Raw genomic sequence first — 17,291 nt, 5'->3', positions numbered from 1 at the left:
TCCTTGCTTATTTCACTTCCATTACATGTTTAAGAACAATTTCAACTAACTCGTCCCACGATTGAATTTCATACGTTGGCTGAATACCTGTTCCATTATCCTTCCTATGAGGATTAAACCAACAAGTATCAATACCAAAGTTATTTCCACCTTGAATATCAGATGACAGTGAGTCACCAATCATTAGCACACGAGATTTACTTGGCATTTGCAACTTGCCCAATGTATACGCAAAAATTTCTGCTTGTGGCTTTTGAAAACCAGTTTCCTCTGACGTTATTAAAACCTCAAACAAATCCTTTAACGTAGATCCACCAATTCTTGCATGCTGAACATCTTTAAAACCATTTGTTAATAAAGCAAATCGACAGTCAGAAAGATTAGCAAACATCTCCTCTACTCCATCAATCATATGCACTTCTTTCCCTAAGTTCTCTAAATACTTATATCCGAAAGCTTCCGCATCTATGTCTAATTCATGCCCCGTAAATAATCGTTTAAAACGCTCCACTTTCAGCACGTCTAAAGTTGTACGTCCATGCTCTAAATCATCCCACAATACTTTGCTAATCGCTTTATAGCTTGCTAAATAATCCGCTAAACCATTTGGCAAACCGTATTCCGTAAAAGAATGGTGAAGTGCATTTTTTTCAGTCATTCCAAAATCAAATAATGTGTCATCCAAATCAAATATCAAAACATCGTATTTCATTAATATCCCATCCTTTTATTCATCAAATCGCGCTTTTGAAAAACCTCGTCCTAGTATTTCAGATGCATTTAAGAAAATGACAAATGCAGTTGGCTCTCTTTCTAATATTAGCTTCTTAAAATAGACTGCCTCTGATTGCTCTACTACACATAAAATCATTGTTTTCTCATCATTTGTGTAACCACCAATTGTTTTGACTTTCGTCAATCCACGGTTAATCTCTTCTTTGACAATCTCTTGGATTTCTTCTTCTTTATCCGTTATAATAAGCACTAATTTAGCTGTTGAAGATTGTAATTGTACAAAATCAATTACTTTACTTGATACATAAATGGACATCATTGCGTACAACGCTAATTCAAAATTAAAAACAAGTGCAGACGTAATGACAACTAATCCGTCCACTAAAAGCTGAGAAAACCCGCTAGAAATACCTGTGAATTTCTTCAGTATTTGCGCAATTAATGCCGTACCACCTGTTGATCCATTTCCTCGATAAACAATACCAAGACCTACTCCTAACATAATCCCACCGTAAATGGCTCCTAGAAGTGGATTGTCTATCATTATCTTAATATCGGACGTCAACCAAATAACTAATGGAACAAAAATTGTTCCAACAAGCGTTTTTAAACTGAAATCTTTCCCTACAATAATGATTGCTAAAAAGAATAATGGAATATTAATAAGCCATTGAACATAAGCAGGATTGTATTGAAAAAGTTCATAAAGAATCGTACTTATCCCAGAAACTCCTCCTGCAGCGAGTTTGGATGGTAATAGGAATATATTGTAGGAAACGCCGACTAGAGCTGCTCCAAACATTATTTGAATATATTCAAAAACTACTGTTTTCGTGCTACTTTTCTTTACCATATGTCGTTCTCCTCTTGTTGTTAGAATGCATAACCATTTTAACAAACTTTGATGAATAGTTCATTAATCTTATAAATTTTAAGCTTCTTTATTGAAATATACAAACATTCGTTCTACAATATAACGATACGGAGGAGATATGTAAAATGACAGCTTCGCAAAAAACATTAAGAACTTGCCAGAATGGACATGAATACTATAAAAGTAGCGAGTGCCCTACTTGTCCCATTTGTGAGCAAGAACGTAAACCAACGAGCGGATTTCTTTCCCTACTCTCCGCACCAGCGAGACGAGCATTAGAACATCATGAAATAACTACCTTGCAACTGCTGTCACAGTATAGTGAAAAAGAGCTTTTGAAACTTCACGGTATCGGACCAGCCTCTTTGCCAACACTTCGAACCGTTTTACAGGAAGCGGGATTACAATTTAAAAACTAATGAGAAAACCAGGTAAAAGGTGGCCGGGTCCTTTAAATCTAAAACATCTTAACAACCCAGTTTCTGCCTCGCTTCAGGCTTCCCATTAGGCTATACGATGATCGGAAAATTTTAAAAGCTTGTTGGAAGTGGCTGCGCCGCTTCCAACAAGCTTTTTTCGGTCATCGTATGGAAAATGTTCGCCTTTCGCTCGCCAAAAACTTCCGTGCCAAGTTGTTAAATATCTTTGGCACTAGGAGAAGCAAGTCGGTTCTATTTACTTTGCAAGCTGCCAAAGATGCAATTTTGGCAGCTTTTTGTAGATTTTTACAAAGCGCCACTTCTACATTTGAATATAAAGTGGAGAAGTAAATGACATATTTACTTCATACCAAAATTGTCTGTCTATTTCTAACTAGGCAGGAGCGTCTTTTCGCGACGAGGAGATTGAAGCCGCGCACCACGGAAAGCGTCCGCTTGTAATGAAATACACTCCACTGAATACCCTGTATTCATGGAACCTTTTTATATACTTTCTTCTTTTCTTATTTCTCTTTAATTGCTCCATCTTTTGAAGCCGCCCAAAAGGCTACGACAATTGATCCGGCCAGAACTATAAATGGTGCGTAAAATATAAAAAAGTTTGTCATAGTGGCTCCTCCTTATGCATGATTATCTTTTTTATTGCCACGAACATAATCTTTATTGAATAAAAACAGACGTAATAACAAATACAACGATGGAATAAGTAACCCTAACCCTGCAATAAATGCAACGATCAAAGAAATCGCCATTGCTTCATTCGTAAAACTATCGTAAATCGTTAAGTATGGATAGAGCAAATAAGGACGATGCGCAAAACCGTAAGCGAAAAACGCAACTAAAAACTGTCCAGCTAATAATCCAAACGCCAATCCATAATTTCGTTTTTTATATAAAAACCAAACCGTTCCTACAAACAATAAAAACGACACTGCAAACGCCCACCAAATATCAAGCATGTTACTATAATGCTCTGGATTATGTGAACGTAATTCAAACATTATTCCCCCCGCGGTAATAATCGTTGGCAATGCCCAAATTAGCGAGTACTTTCTCATCAATTTCGTTGCATCTGCATCTCCTGCTTTATTCGCATACCATGTTAAAAACACAGCGGAAATATACAAAACGGAACATAGACTCAGCACGACAATAGACCAAGTTAATGGGCTAGTGAAAAGTGCATTGTAATTGAGTGACGGTGCTCCATTTATCATATCGATAAATCCACCTTCTGAAATCGTCAAAATAATCGATAACGAAGCAGGTATAAACAATCCCGACACGCCATACATAAACGAATACCCTTTATGCCCTCTTGAGCCATACGTCTCAAACGCATAGTAAGACCCGCGGATCGCCAATAAAATAATCGCGATACTGGCTGGAATTAGTAATGTCGTGCCATAATAAAATGCGGTTTTCGGGAAAAATCCAATGATTCCAACAAAGAAAAATACGAGAAATACATTCGTTACTTCCCAAACTGGTGATAAATAACGCTGAATTACATTCGTTAAAATATGCTGTCTTCCGGTCAATAAACTATACGCATTAAAAAATCCTGCTCCAAAATCAATGGATGCTACAATTAAATAACCGAACAAAAATATCCATAACACAGTAACGCCAATGATTTCAAGTGTCATGAAATGTCACCACCTTTTTCAGCATGACGATCTTCTAGCTCTTGTTCTACCGGATTTTTTCTAAACATTCGTCTTAATACAACTACACTGCCGACTCCAAGTACCAAATAAAGCCCTGCAAATAGAACAAGCATTGTATCTACATGAGCACTAGTTGTTGCCGCATCTTCCACGCGCATTAACCCTCGCAGTATCCAAGGTTGTCTTCCTACTTCTGCAAGCCACCAGCCTGTTTCAATCGCAAGAACCGATAAAGGGCCCCCTAAAACGATTAACCAACGGTATAATTTTGAATCTACAAATGCCCATTTCATTTGTTTTCCTAACCAATAAGCACCAGATAAAACAGTCATCCAAACACCGATTGTTACCATAATATCAAACAAATAATGAATATATAAAGGTGGAATTTCATCCTCCGGGAACTGATCAAGTCCAATTACTTCCGCTGTTGGATTTGTATGCGCCAAAATACTTAATGCAAAAGGAATTTTAATCGCATATTTTACTTCACCATCATCTAATACACCGTAAAGTATTAATGGGGCACTACCTTCTGTTTCAAAATGCCATTCTGCCGCAGCAAGTTTCTCTGGTTGATATTCAGCTAAATATTTCCCTGAAAAATCACCGATAATCGCTGTTGCTACTGCAAACACAAAACCAACTTTTATCGTTAAAAACAATGCTTTTTTATGATATACATGATTCGATCCTTTCAATAAACGGAAAGCTGCAATAGACGCTAAAACAAACGCAGAAGTCATATAAGCTGTTACAACAACATGTGCCACTTTCGTTGGCATTGCTGGATTGAACATTGCAAGCAATGGGTTAATATTTATTAACTCACCATTCAATATATCGAAACCTTGTGGAGCATTCATAAATGCATTTACAATTGTGATAAAAACTGCCGATGCAGAAGCTCCTATTGCTACTGGAATAAGTAATAATAAATGCTTTTTCTGATTTTCAAAACGATCCCATGTGTATAAATAAATACCAAGAAAAATTGCTTCAAAGAAAAATGCGAAAGTTTCTAAAAATAGTGGAAGGGCTATAACATTTCCTGCCAGCTCCATGAAGTTCGGCCATAGTAAGGATAGCTGCATTCCAATGGCTGTTCCTGTAACTACTCCGACAGCAACGGTTATAACGAAGCCTCTCGCCCAACGTCTTGCAAGTAAAATATAATGTTCGTCGTTCTTTTTAATCCCTACCCATTGGGCAATCATAATCATTAGTGGAACCCCTACACCAATGGTTGCGTAAATGATATGAAAAGATAAAGTTAGTTCCGTTAATACGCGACTAAAAAATACCGCTTCTTCATTTCCCATTTGCTATACCTCCTTAGCTTCCAAAAATTCGTCCAACAAATGACAATAGCATAATTCCTGCAACGACAAATGCAAGCCACATCAAGTGCTTTTCTTGTTTTTTATACATGTCATTCACTCCCTATATTCCATTCTTCCCTATTAATTCCCCTTTACAATAGGACAAATACAAAATTGTTTAGAAAAACCCAGCAATCTGTTAAGAATGCTGGGTTAGTTTTACGGTCTGTCCTGTTCTCGAATTTCATCGATTGGTACAAAAACCTCTATATGTCGATATAAATTTTGGAATACAGCTGGGATTGTGCCACCGTATTCACCGTCTAGATTGAGAAGAACTTTATCTTCTGATGTCACTTTAATATGCTTCGCTTTTGTGGAAATTACGAGTGGGTCATGTAAATGCTCTCCACGAATCGCAAGTGATGCAAGGCGAATAAAATCTGCAATATTACATTTTTTCAAAATTAATAAAGTAAATTTCCCATCATTAATACTCGAATTTGGTGCTAGCTTTTCAAAGCCACCAACAGAGTTAGTTAAACCTACTAAAAACATCATTGCTTCATCTTCAAATACTTCATCGTCATATTCAATTCTTACTTTTGTTGCATTAATCGAAGGAAGCATTTCTATACCTTTTAAATAATATGCTAATTGGCCAAGCACGGTTTTTAACTTACTTGGTACTTCATATGTAAGCTCTGTTATTCTTCCGCCACCTGCAATATTTATGAAGTATCGGTCATTTACAATTCCAACATCTACAGGAATTGTATCGCCTTTAATAATGATTTCTACAGCTTTTTTTATATCTCTTGGAATATGAACAGCTCTTGCAAAATCATTTGTTGTTCCCATAGGAATAAGTCCTATTTTCGGTCGTCTTTCCATTGTACTAACTCCTGCAACGACTTCGTTTAACGTGCCATCTCCACCAGCAGCAATAATGACATCAAAACCATTTTCAACGGCATTAATCGCAGCAAGGGTAGCATCTCCTTCGCTCGTTGTAGCATGACATGATGTTTCATAGCCCGCTATTTCCAAGCTTTCTAAAACTTCTGCTAAATGTTTTCTAAAAAGTTCTCTGCCCGAAGTAGGGTTATATATAATTCTTGCACGTTTCATCATTATTTCCTTCCTGTCTTACATTTTCTTATAGCCATAAAGACTTCATATGCAAACAAAAAGTTTCTTCGATCTATTTACTTTTGAAGCGCTGGTAACCATGTATTGCGAATTGATTCATATACGGCTAAATGGAAGTCTTTATTGTCGTTGAATTCTTTAGTCATTTGTTCATAAAATGCTTTTTGTACTTCTTCGAATGTCGGATCTTCTTTAGATGGAAACTTTGCTCTATTGTCTATCACATATTGCTGCACTTTTTCAGCACGTGGTCCCCACTTAGAAATAACTTCCCCATCTTTGTTTAACAATAAATAAATAGGAATTGCACGACCTCCATTTGTTAAATATTGATCGATTAACGTTACATCTTCATCACGGTACACTGCACGAACTTCTATTTCAGCTGCTTCTGTAATTTTACGTAAAATTGCATTATTCATCATAGCATCTCCGCACCAGTCTTCTGTAATAACTAGTATAGACGGCGATTTTTCTGTTAGTATGTCGATGAATCCATCATCCACTGGTACTTCAAACTGTTCATATATGCTAAAGGTTTCTTCTTTTTTCGTTGTCATATCGTCCATATATTGTTTCAATGATTTTGCATTGTCAAAATAGCGTTGCTCATTAGTCATTTTGCCATCCCCCTTTTTGCTAAGTATACTTCGTTCGATTAGCTATTTCAAATTAGATGACACGACTATTTTTAGTATTGACAAAAAATAGAAAGAAGCATACAGTAATTATTATTTTCGGCAATAATTAAAGAGGAAGTGATTTTTATGTTAAAGCATAAAAAGAAAAGAATGACTATTTCTCCACCTGTTATTATTGCTGGTAGCTTCTTTTCTCTAATTGTCGTTGGAACATGTTTATTAATGCTCCCATTTGCTACGACTACTCCAATCACTTGGATAGATGCTCTATTTGTTGTAACTTCTGCAACAACGGTTACCGGGCTAAGTGTATTCGATCCCGGGGCTACTTTAACCTTATTTGGAGAACTTGTGCTACTTTTTCTTATCCAATGTGGCGGTATTGGATTAATGACGTTTGCTGTAGCACTACTTATTTTACTCGGGAAAAAAATTGGCTTACAAAACAGAATTTATTTGCAAGAATCGTTTAGCCAACAATCCATTGGCGGTATTGTCAAACTTACGAAGCTAATCTTACTATTCGTATTAACTGTTGAAAGTATCGCTATTGTTATACTAACCCTTCATTGGCTACCAATATATGGATTAGAGGACGCTTTTTACTATAGTCTATTTCATGTTGTTTCAGCTTTTAATAACGCTGGATTTTCTTTATTTCCCGATAACTTGATGGGATTTACGGGTGATCCTATCGTCAATTTCATCTTATCTAGTTTGTTTGTTATTGGTGGTCTTGGATTTGTTGTAGTCGTAGATATTTATAAGAAGAAATCGATTCGAGCATGGTCGCTCCACACGAAAATGATGGTCGTTGGAACAATTGCTATGAATCTATTTGCAACGATTATCTTGTTCTTATTAGAATATAATAATGATAGAACAATAGGAACGATGGGCTTTTGGGAGAAGGGATTCACTTCTTATTTTAATGCAGTTACTCCTCGTACTGCTGGTTTTAATATGGTCGATTACGGACAAATGGAAGACCCTTCTTTATTATTTACTATGTTTCTAATGTTCGTTGGAGGTGGTAGTGCTTCTACTGCTTCTGGTATTAAACTAACAACTTTTATAGTCATTATTTTAGCGACATTTGCTTTCTTACGATCTCGTGATGAACCTGAACTCTTTAGAAGAACGATTCGGAAAGAAGTAATTATTCGTTCCTTAGCAATATCTACGATTAGCTTAGCTGTTATATTTTTCTTTACGTTTATGCTCACAATTAGTGAAAGAATTCCTTTGTTGCCTCTTGTTTTTGAAGTATTTTCTGCTTTTGGAACTGTTGGTTTAACAATGGGGGTTACTGGAGATCTTACTCCTGTTGGAGAAATCCTTATTAGTATTGTCATGTTTATCGGGAGAATTGGACCACTTACTTTATTTTTCATTTTAACGAAACCAAAGAAAACACATTATCGTTATCCGTATGACCCGGTGTTTACTGGGTAATATTAAGGACCAGCTTGTGATGAAAATTTCAAGTTGGTCCATTACTATTTAAAAGTTCTCTACCATATCCTCTATGAAACGGACGATTAACTCAACTGAGTGTTCCATGTCTTCTATATGAACACACCCAACACCGGAATGAATATATTTAGATGGAATTGAGATTGCCCCGGTCATAACGCCATTACCTGATACACTTATAGCCCTTGCATCAGTAGCTCCTTTTAAGAGTACTTCTCTTTGATATGGAATATCATACTTTTCCGCAGTTTCTACTAGCTTACGAGACAACTTTTTCGGAACTGATATTCCTTCATCATAAAACTTTATTGCCGTACCTTTTCCTAAATAGACAGGTAGTTCATGTTTATCATGACCAGGTAACCCTCCCGCAAGCGTTACATCAATTGCAAGAGCAACTGTTGGTTGAATAGAATGTCCAACTGGTGCTGCTCCTCGTATTCCCGTTTCTTCTTGAACTGTTGCCGTGCAATAAACAGTCGGTTTAATATCAAGATTTTCAATGCGTTTAATTACTTCAATAAGTACGGCACAGCCCGAGCGATTATCTACGGCTTTCCCAGTAAAAATAAATCCACCATTTAAGAACTGACCTTCTCGATCAAAAGTTATATAATCACCGATTTCAACTCCAAGGTTTTCAGTTTCTATTTTTGAAGAAGTGCCCACATCTAAGAATATATCTTTCATCATAATTGCTTTTTGCATATCATTAGCTGTTAATACATGAGCCGGTTTGGTTCCAGTAACTCCCTTAACTATTCCTTTTGATGTTTTTATTTGGAGCACTTGATTAATTGCCATACGATCATCATGGTCACCAATTGCACCAAAATAAATAAATCCGTCATTATCTATATAAGTAACGATAAATCCTATTTCATCCATATGTGCTGCTAGTAAGAGACTCAAGTTTTCATGACTTCCTTTTTTGATATACGTTAAATTTCCTAAACTATCCTCTGTGTATTTTAAAGTGGAATGCTCAAGTTCTTTTTTAATATAGTCAGCTACTTCTTCTTCCTCACCAGAAACAGCAACTAGGTCATTTAACTCTTTTAAATATCGTTTTAATGAAGACATATATTTTCCTCCTTAAATGAGCTCTATTCCTAACTCTTCTAATAACCATTTCGGAACAACAAAACGTACAGTCATTAATGGATCAACAATTTGGCAAATTTCAATTTGTCCAACAGCACTCATTAACATCGTTACTTCCTCTAACGATAAAGTAGATTTCTCTACGATTCTATCGATCATTTCTTCTATAGCTATTTTTGTAGCTTCATCTAATGTTTGGGCAGACGCAATTTGAGTAAACACCTCCGCATTTTCAAGCATTGGATGTTGAATCGTTGGTCCTTTTATAACTTCTATAGTAACTGTTGCTGCCCCAGGAACTTCTATTCCTGAAACACCAACTTCACCATCCCCCATTGCAGCATGCAAATCGCCTAAACTAAAAAGAGCACCCTCTGTAAAAATTGGGAAGTATAATGTTGCACCTTCAGTAATCATTTTATTGTCCATGTTTCCACCATGGGCTCCAGGTGTTTCACAACTTACACCTTCTCCGGCGGGTGCTACTCCAATGACACCGATCATTTTATTCAATGGAATTTGAATTCCGTTGAATATTATTTTTTCTTCTCGAATTGGTAGAATTTTTGCAACTCTCTTTTCTATGCGATGACCCATTACCCCTAATCCCGGACCGACCATCATTACACCTTGTGATCCTATTTCAATCTTTTCAATTTGTACTTTTAATATATCTCCTGGAAGTGCCCCTTCTACGTATATCGGTCCTGTTGCCGGATTAATCTCATGCCAATTAATCGCGTCCATTGATATCTCTTCGGATTGGATTTGATTTTTATAACAGTCATACGTTTCAATTTTTATAGTCGTTCCAGAAGCTACTTTCTTCGTGTACGCATTGTTTTTATTAAATTCATAATAAACTCCTGATTCACATGCTAACGCTTCCATTCCCATCCCCCTCTTTTTATAACTAACTGAATTTAAAGATAATTATATATTAAAAAGTAATTTTGAACTATAGAAAATAAGACGCCGTTGATCTCCACAGAAGTCGCCGCCTCCACTTCAATCAATAAGCTTATATTTATGCATAGTTTCATCTTTTTATAAATAGAAGAACTATTATTAGAATCTTGGGCCAAACAAGGATAGATGATTATTTCTTTTACTTTATTTCTAAAAAGAGATTAACTTGTTTCAAAAAGTTGTTTCATCGTTAGCTGCCTACAAATATTCACTCTAAAATGCAGAAGCAAGTATTCTATAAAATCAATAAATAGAACGCACATGAATCCATTCTTATAAACTAGTTGGATGTAGTGCAAAGCGGAGACTCTGGAGGGAACAGCGTTAGTCGAATACCCCGGAACAAAGTGAGGAAGCTGAGGCAACGCCCGCGGAAAGCGTCCGCTTGTAACGGAATCCATTCTCTTCATATAAAAAGACCAACTCAAAATTAAAATTCTGAGTTGGCCTTTATTATTTATCTTTTAACGATTTCTTCATTCAAGATTTTATTAACAAGTGGTGGGTTCGCTTGTCCTTTTGTTGCTTTCATAATTTGACCAACAAGGAATCCGATTGCGCGATCTTTACCATTTTTAAAATCTTCAATAGATTGTGGATTTGCATCAAGCGTTGCAGTTACGATTTCGCGTAGTGCACCTTCATCTGAAATTTGTACTAAGCCTTGTGCTTTAACAACTTCTTCTGCAGTACCGCCATTATCTGCAAGCTCTTTGAATACTTTTTTCGCTATTTTCGATGAAATTGTTCCATCTGAAATTAGCTTAATCATACCCGCAAGATTTGCTGGAGTAAGTTTAATATCTTTTAGGTCTTTTTGATCTGTATTTAGGTAAGCAGAAACTTCTCCCATTAACCAATTAGCAGAAAGTTTTACATCTGCTCCATCAGCAATTGTTGCTTCAAAGAAGTTTGCCATTTCTTTTGATAAAGTTAAAACATGTGCATCATATGGAGATAAACCAAGTTCCGCAACATAACGTTGTTTACGAGCATCCGGTAATTCTGGAATTTCTGCACGTACACGTTCTAACCACGCATCATCAATAACAAGATCAACTAAATCTGGCTCCGGGAAGTAACGATAATCATCTGTTCCTTCTTTAATGCGCATTAGAATCGTTTTTCCTGTTTTTTCATCGTAACGGCGAGTCTCTTGTTCAATAATTCCACCAGCAGAAAGTACTTCTGCTTGACGAATTTCTTCATGCTCTAGACCTCTACGCACGTAGTTGAAAGAGTTTAAGTTTTTCAATTCTGTTTTTGTACCAAATTCTTCTCTTCCGTATGGACGAATAGAAATATTAGCATCACAACGCAAAGATCCTTCTTCCATTTTACAATCCGAAACATCTGTATATTGAATAATCGATTTTACTTTTTCTAGATAAGCATATGCTTCTTCTGGAGTACGAATATCTGGCTCTGAAACGATTTCGACAAGTGGAGTTCCTTGACGGTTAAAGTCAACTAAAGAGTAACCATCCGCATGCGTTAATTTACCTGCATCTTCTTCCATATGAAGACGAGTAATACCGATACGCTTTTTCACTCCGTTTACTTCAATTTCAACCCATCCATTTTTACCGATTGGCTTATCGAATTGTGAAATTTGATACGCTTTCGGATTATCTGGATAGAAATAGTTTTTACGGTCAAACTTTGTATTTTGTTCGATTTCCATGTTTAATGCAAGAGCTGCACGCATTGCAAAATCGACTACGCTTTTATTTAGCACAGGTAATACGCCTGGATATCCAAGGTCGATTACTGTCGTATTTGTATTTGGCTCAGCTCCGAAATGATTCGGTGCCGCAGAGAAGATTTTAGAGTTTGTTTTTAGCTCTACGTGTACTTCTAATCCAATGACTGTTTCAAAGTTCATGTTATTTTCCCTCCCAAATTTGAGGAGTTTGTTTATGGAAATCTGTCGCTTGCTCATACACATGAGCTACACGATAAATTGTCGACTCATCAAAGTAATTACCGATAATTTGTAAGCCAAGTGGTAAGCCATCTTCAAATCCACATGGGATAGAAATCGCTGGTACACCTGCTAGATTAATCGGGATAGTTAAAATATCGTTTGCATACATTGTTAATGGATCTTCTACATTTTCACCAATTTTGAACGCAGGTGTTGGTGCAGTAGGTCCAATAATAACATCATATTCTGCTAATACTTTATCGTAATCTTCTTTGATCAAAGTACGAACTTGTTGCGCTTTTTTATAGTAAGCATCGTAAGTTCCCGCACTTAAAGAATAAGTTCCAAGCATAATACGACGTTTTACTTCATCCCCAAATCCTTGAGCTCGAGTTTCTTTATAAAGTTCCATTAAGTTTTGTGCATTTTCAGCACGGAAACCATAACGAATTCCATCAAAACGTGAAAGATTCGATGAAGCTTCCGAAGAAGAAAGGATATAATATGCTGCTAAAGCATATTTAGAATGTGGTAATGAAACTTCTTCCCACGTTGCTCCTTTTGCTTCCAGAACTTTTAAAGCATCCAGAACAGACTGGCGTACTGTTTCACTAACACCTTCACCTAAAAATTCTTTAGGTACGGCAATTTTTAATCCTTCAATATTGCCTGTTAAAGCTGCTGCAAAATTTGGTACTTCAACGTCTGCAGAAGTAGAATCATTTGCATCTAATCCAGAAATTGCTTCCAGTAATAATGCATTGTCTGTTACATTGCGTGTAATTGGTCCAATTTGGTCAAGTGAAGATGCGAATGCAACTAAACCGAAACGAGAAACACGACCATAAGTAGGTTTCATCCCAACTACGCCACAGTAAGAAGCTGGTTGACGAATAGATCCACCAGTATCAGAACCTAGTGAAAATGGTACTTCTCCTGCTGCTACTGCTGCTGCAGATGCACCTGAAGAACCGCCTGGAACTCGATCTAATGACCATGGATTTTTTGTCGTTTTATATGCAGAGTTTTCATTTGAAGAACCCATTGCAAACTCATCCATATTCAATTTCCCGATCGTAACCATTCCTGCTGCACGTAATTTATGCACAACAGTTGCGTCATAAATTGGGTTAAATCCTTCTAAGATTTTACTCGCACAAGTAGTTTCTAGACCTTCTGTTACGATATTATCCTTTACTCCGATAGGTAAACCAAATAGTGGTCCACGCTCTTCAAAAGGAACTTGATCTAATTCAGATGCCGTTGCAAGTGCTTTATCCTTGTTCAATGCTAGGAAAGCTTCTACATCACCATCTAATTTTTCTACGCGTTCAAATGCTTCTTTTGTTAAATCAGCGATTGTAAGTTCTTTACTATGTAAAAGAGTTTGTAGCTCTTTCGCTGTACGTTCAAATAACGTCATTACTTTCCCTCCTCACAACTATTAGTCCATAATAGATGGTACTTTTACTTGACCTGCTTCTTGCTCTTTTACGTTTAACATCATCGTTTCACGGTCTAATCCTTTAACTGCTTTGTCTTCACGTAAAACGTTTACTAGTGGTAGAACATGTGTTGTTGGTACTACATTTGTCGTGTCCAATTCTTCTAATTGTTTCGCAAAATCTGTAATTGCACCAAGCTGAAGCGCAAATTTCACAGCTTCTTCATCTGTGATTGCTAGTCTTGCTAAATTCGCTACATGCTTAACTTCTTCTTTTGAAATATTCGCCATTTTTCACACCTCCGAATTCGATAACCATAAGAAGTATCATATCATTTTTCACACTAATTGAACAGAGAACTATCACTGCCCATATATGTGAACATAAGGTTTTTCATCATTTGGTTTCTTTATCAATAAAGCTTCTTCCCCATTCAATGAAGTAACGCGCACTTCCACATGAGTGGCGGGAGTAAATTGATTCATCATCAAGCCAGCAACATGCTGTGTAAAGCCAATAATTTCAGCCGTTCCATAAAACTGAATCGGTATTGTAATCGTCAATTTTTGAAGCTGCTTGTCTTTAAAATAACCTGTACCAATAACACTTGTATAGTTAGAAAAATACCTTTCAACTTCTTGCTTAAAACTACGGAAAGCAGTATCTAAATCACGATGTTTTTCTTCTGATGCTGCAGTAGGAAATAAAACATATTCTTCGTCAATAGCAGTCCATTCCGAGACATTTTTGCCTTCTGGTGCAACGCTATACGTAAAATATGTTCCAGGTACGACAGCATTCCTACTATTTTGTTTAAAAAGACCAACAACAATTGGTACATTTGCTAAGTCTTCCATTTGGCGCATTCTACTCACAACTTCATCCGCAATTCTCTTCCCGTTTTCTTCGATTTGTGCTTGTGTTAATACTTCCTCATATGTTGCTCCAAAATCTTCTTTGCGGTAATAGTAAATGGAATTCAAAGCTAGCCCGATTGAAACTCCTGCAAGCTTTACTTTATTATCTTCTTTTACCAAATAATTTTGTTCCACAATATGTGTAATATAAACTGGAGCATTTTTTGCTTTTTCTTCTCCAATAAGCCCTTCATCGCTAGGATTTAAACCGCTTTTTTCTTGATTACTTCTTGCTAACCAGTCTTTTAACTCACTGCTTTTTAAATACTGCCCTTCTTGAAATAAATACTTATCAGGAGAAAATTGTTTTTGGGATATGCGAAGCAGTCCAGTTTCCACTTCTTTCATATCGTATTTAGTAGCTAAATTAGAAACGATTAACCCTCTACTTTTACTTTCCTCATAAGGTAATACCGTGCGATAATACGCATCATCTAATTGTAAGCTTGGTATGATTACTGTTTTCGTTGCTTCTTGCTCTGTATCTTGAACGACTTCCGGTTCCATTTTCATAGAAGGAGTACATCCAGAAATAAGTAGCAACAAAGCCAACATGGATATGCCTACCCTTTTTTTCACCATGTTCATTACCCCTTTACTCTGCTAACTGATCTAGCAATTTTTGCTCATCCCAAGTTTCAATTCCTAAGCTAGTTGCTTTCTCCAGCTTAGACCCGGCTTCTTCTCCTGCAATGACTAAATCGGTTTTTTTACTTACACTTCCCGCAACTTTGCCACCTAATGCTTCAATCTGTTCTTTCGCTTCTTGGCGTGTTAATTGTGTAAGCTTTCCTGTCAATACAACTGTTTTCCCTGCAAATAAACCATTTTCTAATGTAGCAGCATCGACAATTTTTCCTGTGTATTGTAAAGCAAGCCCCACTTCTTTTAATCGTTCGATTAATTGAACTGCTTCTTCTTGTTCAAAATAAGTAATGATAGAATCCGCCATCTTTTCTCCGATTTCAAAAATCTGTATAAGCTCTTCTTTATTCGCTAACATTAACGCATCGAAGTGATGATAAGTTTCCGACAAAATTTTTGCAGCTTTTTCTCCGATATGACGGATACCCAAACCAAACAATACTCGCTCCATTGAATTTGTTTTAGAGGATTCAATCGCTTCCACTAAATTAGTAGCTGACTTCAAACCCATTCGTTCTAATTTTACTAAATCATCTACCGTTAGTTTATATAAATCTGATATGTCCTTCACTAGCTGCTCTCTAAATAATTGCTCTACTACTTTTTCACCTAATCCTTCGATATTCATTGCGTTTCGAGATGCAAAATGATAAATACCTTCTTGGATTTGTGCTGGGCATGTTGGGTTAACACAACGTAAAGCTACTTCTTCTTCGATTCGGACTAATTCACTATCACATGCTGGGCAATTTGTTGGCATTTCGTATGGAATTTCTGTGCCTTTTCTTTCCTCCAAAATAACTCCAACAACTTCAGGAATAATATCTCCAGCTTTTCGAATAATGACACGGTCACCGATACGAATATCTTTTTCACGAATTAAATCTTCATTGTGTAAAGAAGCACGTTGAACAGTAGAACCGGCTACTTGTGCAGGTTCCAAAATAGCAGTCGGTGTTATTACACCTGTTCGTCCAATCGTTAAGTCGATCCCGATAATAGTCGTTACTACTTCTTCTGCTGGGAACTTGTAGGCAATCGCAAAACGTGGACTTTTCGCTGTAAAACCAAGTTCTTCTTGCTGTGCGTATTCATCTACTTTAATAACAATTCCATCAATTTCATATGGTAAATCTGTCCGCTTAGCAGTCCATTCCTGAACAAATGCAATTACTTCTTCCATCGAAGAACATACTCTCGTTTCTTTATTTGTAGGTAATCCTTGCACACTGAAATAGTTTAATGCTTCCGAATGTGCATCGATATTTTGCACTTCAGAATCTCCCATTCCATAGACGAACATCGAAAGGTTTCTGCTTGCCGCTATTTTAGAATCTAGCTGACGGAGCGATCCCGCTGCTGCATTTCGTGGATTAGCGGCAAGCTCTTCTTCGCGTTCCGCTCGTTCTTCATTTAACTTTTGGAAAGAAGCTTTCGACATATATACTTCGCCTCTTGCTTCAAGCGTTACATTATCCTTCAAACGAAGTGGTACAACACGAATCGTTTTTATATTCGTTGTAATATCTTCCCCTGTAGTTCCATCTCCTCGAGTTGCACCACGAACTAAAATGCCATCCTCATATAAAAGAGAAACTGCTAGTCCATCGATTTTTAGCTCACATACATATGTTGGTGTTTCATCAATCATTCCTCGAATTCGTCGATCAAAGTCTAGTAAATCTTCTTCGCTAAATGCATTAGAAAGGCTGAGCATTGGTGTCGTATGCGTTACTTTTTGAAATCCTTCGCTTACAGATGCTCCAACTCGTTGTGTCGGAGAATCGGGTAACACTAAGCTTGGGTGTTGCTCTTCCAAAGCGATCAATTCGTTCAAATATTGATCGTAAACCGCATCCGACACGAGTGGGGTATCTAATGTATAGTACGCATATCCGTAGTCATATAAAAGCTTATTTAGCTCTTTTACGCGTTGTTCTAATTTATCCATGCCGTGTTTCCTCCACTAAGTGA

Annotated in this window: 16 protein-coding genes; 2 read left to right on the top strand and 14 right to left on the bottom strand. The window is 36.8% G+C overall.

Annotation, left to right across the window (positions count from 1 at the left end; translation table 11 throughout):
• Positions 1 to 7 precede the first annotated feature (7 nt).
• The gene (locus tag RUH95_RS14125) at positions 8 to 712 is read right to left on the bottom strand and encodes a YjjG family noncanonical pyrimidine nucleotidase (protein ID WP_313893529.1); all 705 of its coding nucleotides are present in this window, start codon (positions 710 to 712) and stop codon (positions 8 to 10) included.
• 15 nt (positions 713 to 727) lie between these two features.
• On the bottom strand, positions 728 to 1,588 hold the full coding sequence (locus RUH95_RS14120; protein ID WP_313893528.1) for a YitT family protein: 861 nt from the start codon (positions 1,586 to 1,588) through the stop codon (positions 728 to 730).
• Positions 1,589 to 1,734: 146 nt separating this feature from the next.
• Between RUH95_RS14120 and RUH95_RS14115 the strand changes: the two genes are divergently transcribed.
• Positions 1,735 to 2,028, top strand: coding sequence for an RNA polymerase alpha subunit C-terminal domain-containing protein (locus RUH95_RS14115; RefSeq protein WP_313893527.1), 294 nt, complete (start codon positions 1,735 to 1,737; stop codon positions 2,026 to 2,028).
• Positions 2,029 to 2,552: 524 nt separating this feature from the next.
• On the opposite strand, the gene cydS is transcribed toward RUH95_RS14115, so the two are convergent.
• The 5 genes from cydS to RUH95_RS14095 all read right to left on the bottom strand — a co-directional run bounded on the left by cydS (position 2,553) and on the right by RUH95_RS14095 (position 6,813).
• On the bottom strand, positions 2,553 to 2,657 hold the full coding sequence (gene cydS / locus RUH95_RS21535; RefSeq protein ID WP_397469514.1) for a cytochrome bd oxidase small subunit CydS family protein: 105 nt from the start codon (positions 2,655 to 2,657) through the stop codon (positions 2,553 to 2,555).
• A 12-nt stretch (positions 2,658 to 2,669) separates the two neighbouring features.
• Positions 2,670 to 3,698, bottom strand: coding sequence for a cytochrome d ubiquinol oxidase subunit II (locus RUH95_RS14110; protein WP_313893526.1), 1,029 nt, complete (start codon positions 3,696 to 3,698; stop codon positions 2,670 to 2,672).
• A complete protein-coding gene (locus tag RUH95_RS14105; protein WP_313893525.1) occupies positions 3,695 to 5,041 on the bottom strand; it encodes a cytochrome ubiquinol oxidase subunit I in 1,347 nt (448 codons plus the stop codon). The genes RUH95_RS14110 and RUH95_RS14105 overlap by 4 nt, the downstream gene beginning before the upstream one ends.
• Before the next feature lie 219 nt (positions 5,042 to 5,260).
• A complete protein-coding gene (locus RUH95_RS14100) occupies positions 5,261 to 6,172 on the bottom strand; it encodes a diacylglycerol kinase (protein WP_313893622.1) in 912 nt (303 codons plus the stop codon).
• Positions 6,173 to 6,249: 77 nt separating this feature from the next.
• Positions 6,250 to 6,813, bottom strand: a complete 564-nt coding sequence (locus tag RUH95_RS14095) for a thioredoxin family protein (RefSeq protein ID WP_313893524.1) — start codon at positions 6,811 to 6,813, stop codon at positions 6,250 to 6,252.
• Between the two features lie 138 nt (positions 6,814 to 6,951).
• On the opposite strand from RUH95_RS14095, the gene RUH95_RS14090 reads away from it, so the two are divergent.
• The gene (locus RUH95_RS14090; protein ID WP_397469513.1) at positions 6,952 to 8,289 is read left to right on the top strand and encodes a TrkH family potassium uptake protein; all 1,338 of its coding nucleotides are present in this window, start codon (positions 6,952 to 6,954) and stop codon (positions 8,287 to 8,289) included.
• A 48-nt stretch (positions 8,290 to 8,337) separates the two neighbouring features.
• Here the strand turns inward: RUH95_RS14090 and RUH95_RS14085 are convergent, their stop codons facing one another.
• The 7 genes from RUH95_RS14085 to ligA form a co-directional block, all read right to left on the bottom strand.
• Positions 8,338 to 9,393 (bottom strand): M42 family metallopeptidase, encoded by a 1,056-nt coding sequence (locus tag RUH95_RS14085; RefSeq protein ID WP_313893522.1) that lies wholly within the window; start codon positions 9,391 to 9,393, stop codon positions 8,338 to 8,340.
• Positions 9,394 to 9,405: 12 nt separating this feature from the next.
• The gene (locus RUH95_RS14080; RefSeq protein ID WP_313893521.1) at positions 9,406 to 10,305 is read right to left on the bottom strand and encodes an acetamidase/formamidase family protein; all 900 of its coding nucleotides are present in this window, start codon (positions 10,303 to 10,305) and stop codon (positions 9,406 to 9,408) included.
• A 535-nt stretch (positions 10,306 to 10,840) separates the two neighbouring features.
• The gene (gatB, locus tag RUH95_RS14075) at positions 10,841 to 12,268 is read right to left on the bottom strand and encodes an Asp-tRNA(Asn)/Glu-tRNA(Gln) amidotransferase subunit GatB (RefSeq protein ID WP_313893520.1); all 1,428 of its coding nucleotides are present in this window, start codon (positions 12,266 to 12,268) and stop codon (positions 10,841 to 10,843) included.
• Position 12,269: 1 nt separating this feature from the next.
• On the bottom strand, positions 12,270 to 13,733 hold the full coding sequence (gene gatA, locus RUH95_RS14070) for an Asp-tRNA(Asn)/Glu-tRNA(Gln) amidotransferase subunit GatA (protein WP_313893519.1): 1,464 nt from the start codon (positions 13,731 to 13,733) through the stop codon (positions 12,270 to 12,272).
• A gap of 21 nt (positions 13,734 to 13,754) precedes the next feature.
• Complete coding sequence (gene gatC, locus RUH95_RS14065; RefSeq protein WP_313893518.1) at positions 13,755 to 14,045, bottom strand: Asp-tRNA(Asn)/Glu-tRNA(Gln) amidotransferase subunit GatC; 291 nt, start codon at positions 14,043 to 14,045, stop codon at positions 13,755 to 13,757.
• Between the two features lie 72 nt (positions 14,046 to 14,117).
• Positions 14,118 to 15,254, bottom strand: a complete 1,137-nt coding sequence (locus tag RUH95_RS14060; protein ID WP_313893517.1) for a CamS family sex pheromone protein — start codon at positions 15,252 to 15,254, stop codon at positions 14,118 to 14,120.
• Positions 15,255 to 15,267: 13 nt separating this feature from the next.
• Entirely contained in the window at positions 15,268 to 17,268 is a 2,001-nt protein-coding gene (gene ligA, locus RUH95_RS14055) for an NAD-dependent DNA ligase LigA (RefSeq protein ID WP_313893516.1), read from the bottom strand.
• Positions 17,269 to 17,291 lie beyond the last annotated feature (23 nt).

Source organism: Psychrobacillus sp. (assembly GCF_032154225.1).
Lineage (GTDB): Bacteria > Bacillota > Bacilli > Bacillales_A > Planococcaceae > Psychrobacillus.
This window is presented reverse-complemented; position numbering and strand designations above follow the sequence as displayed.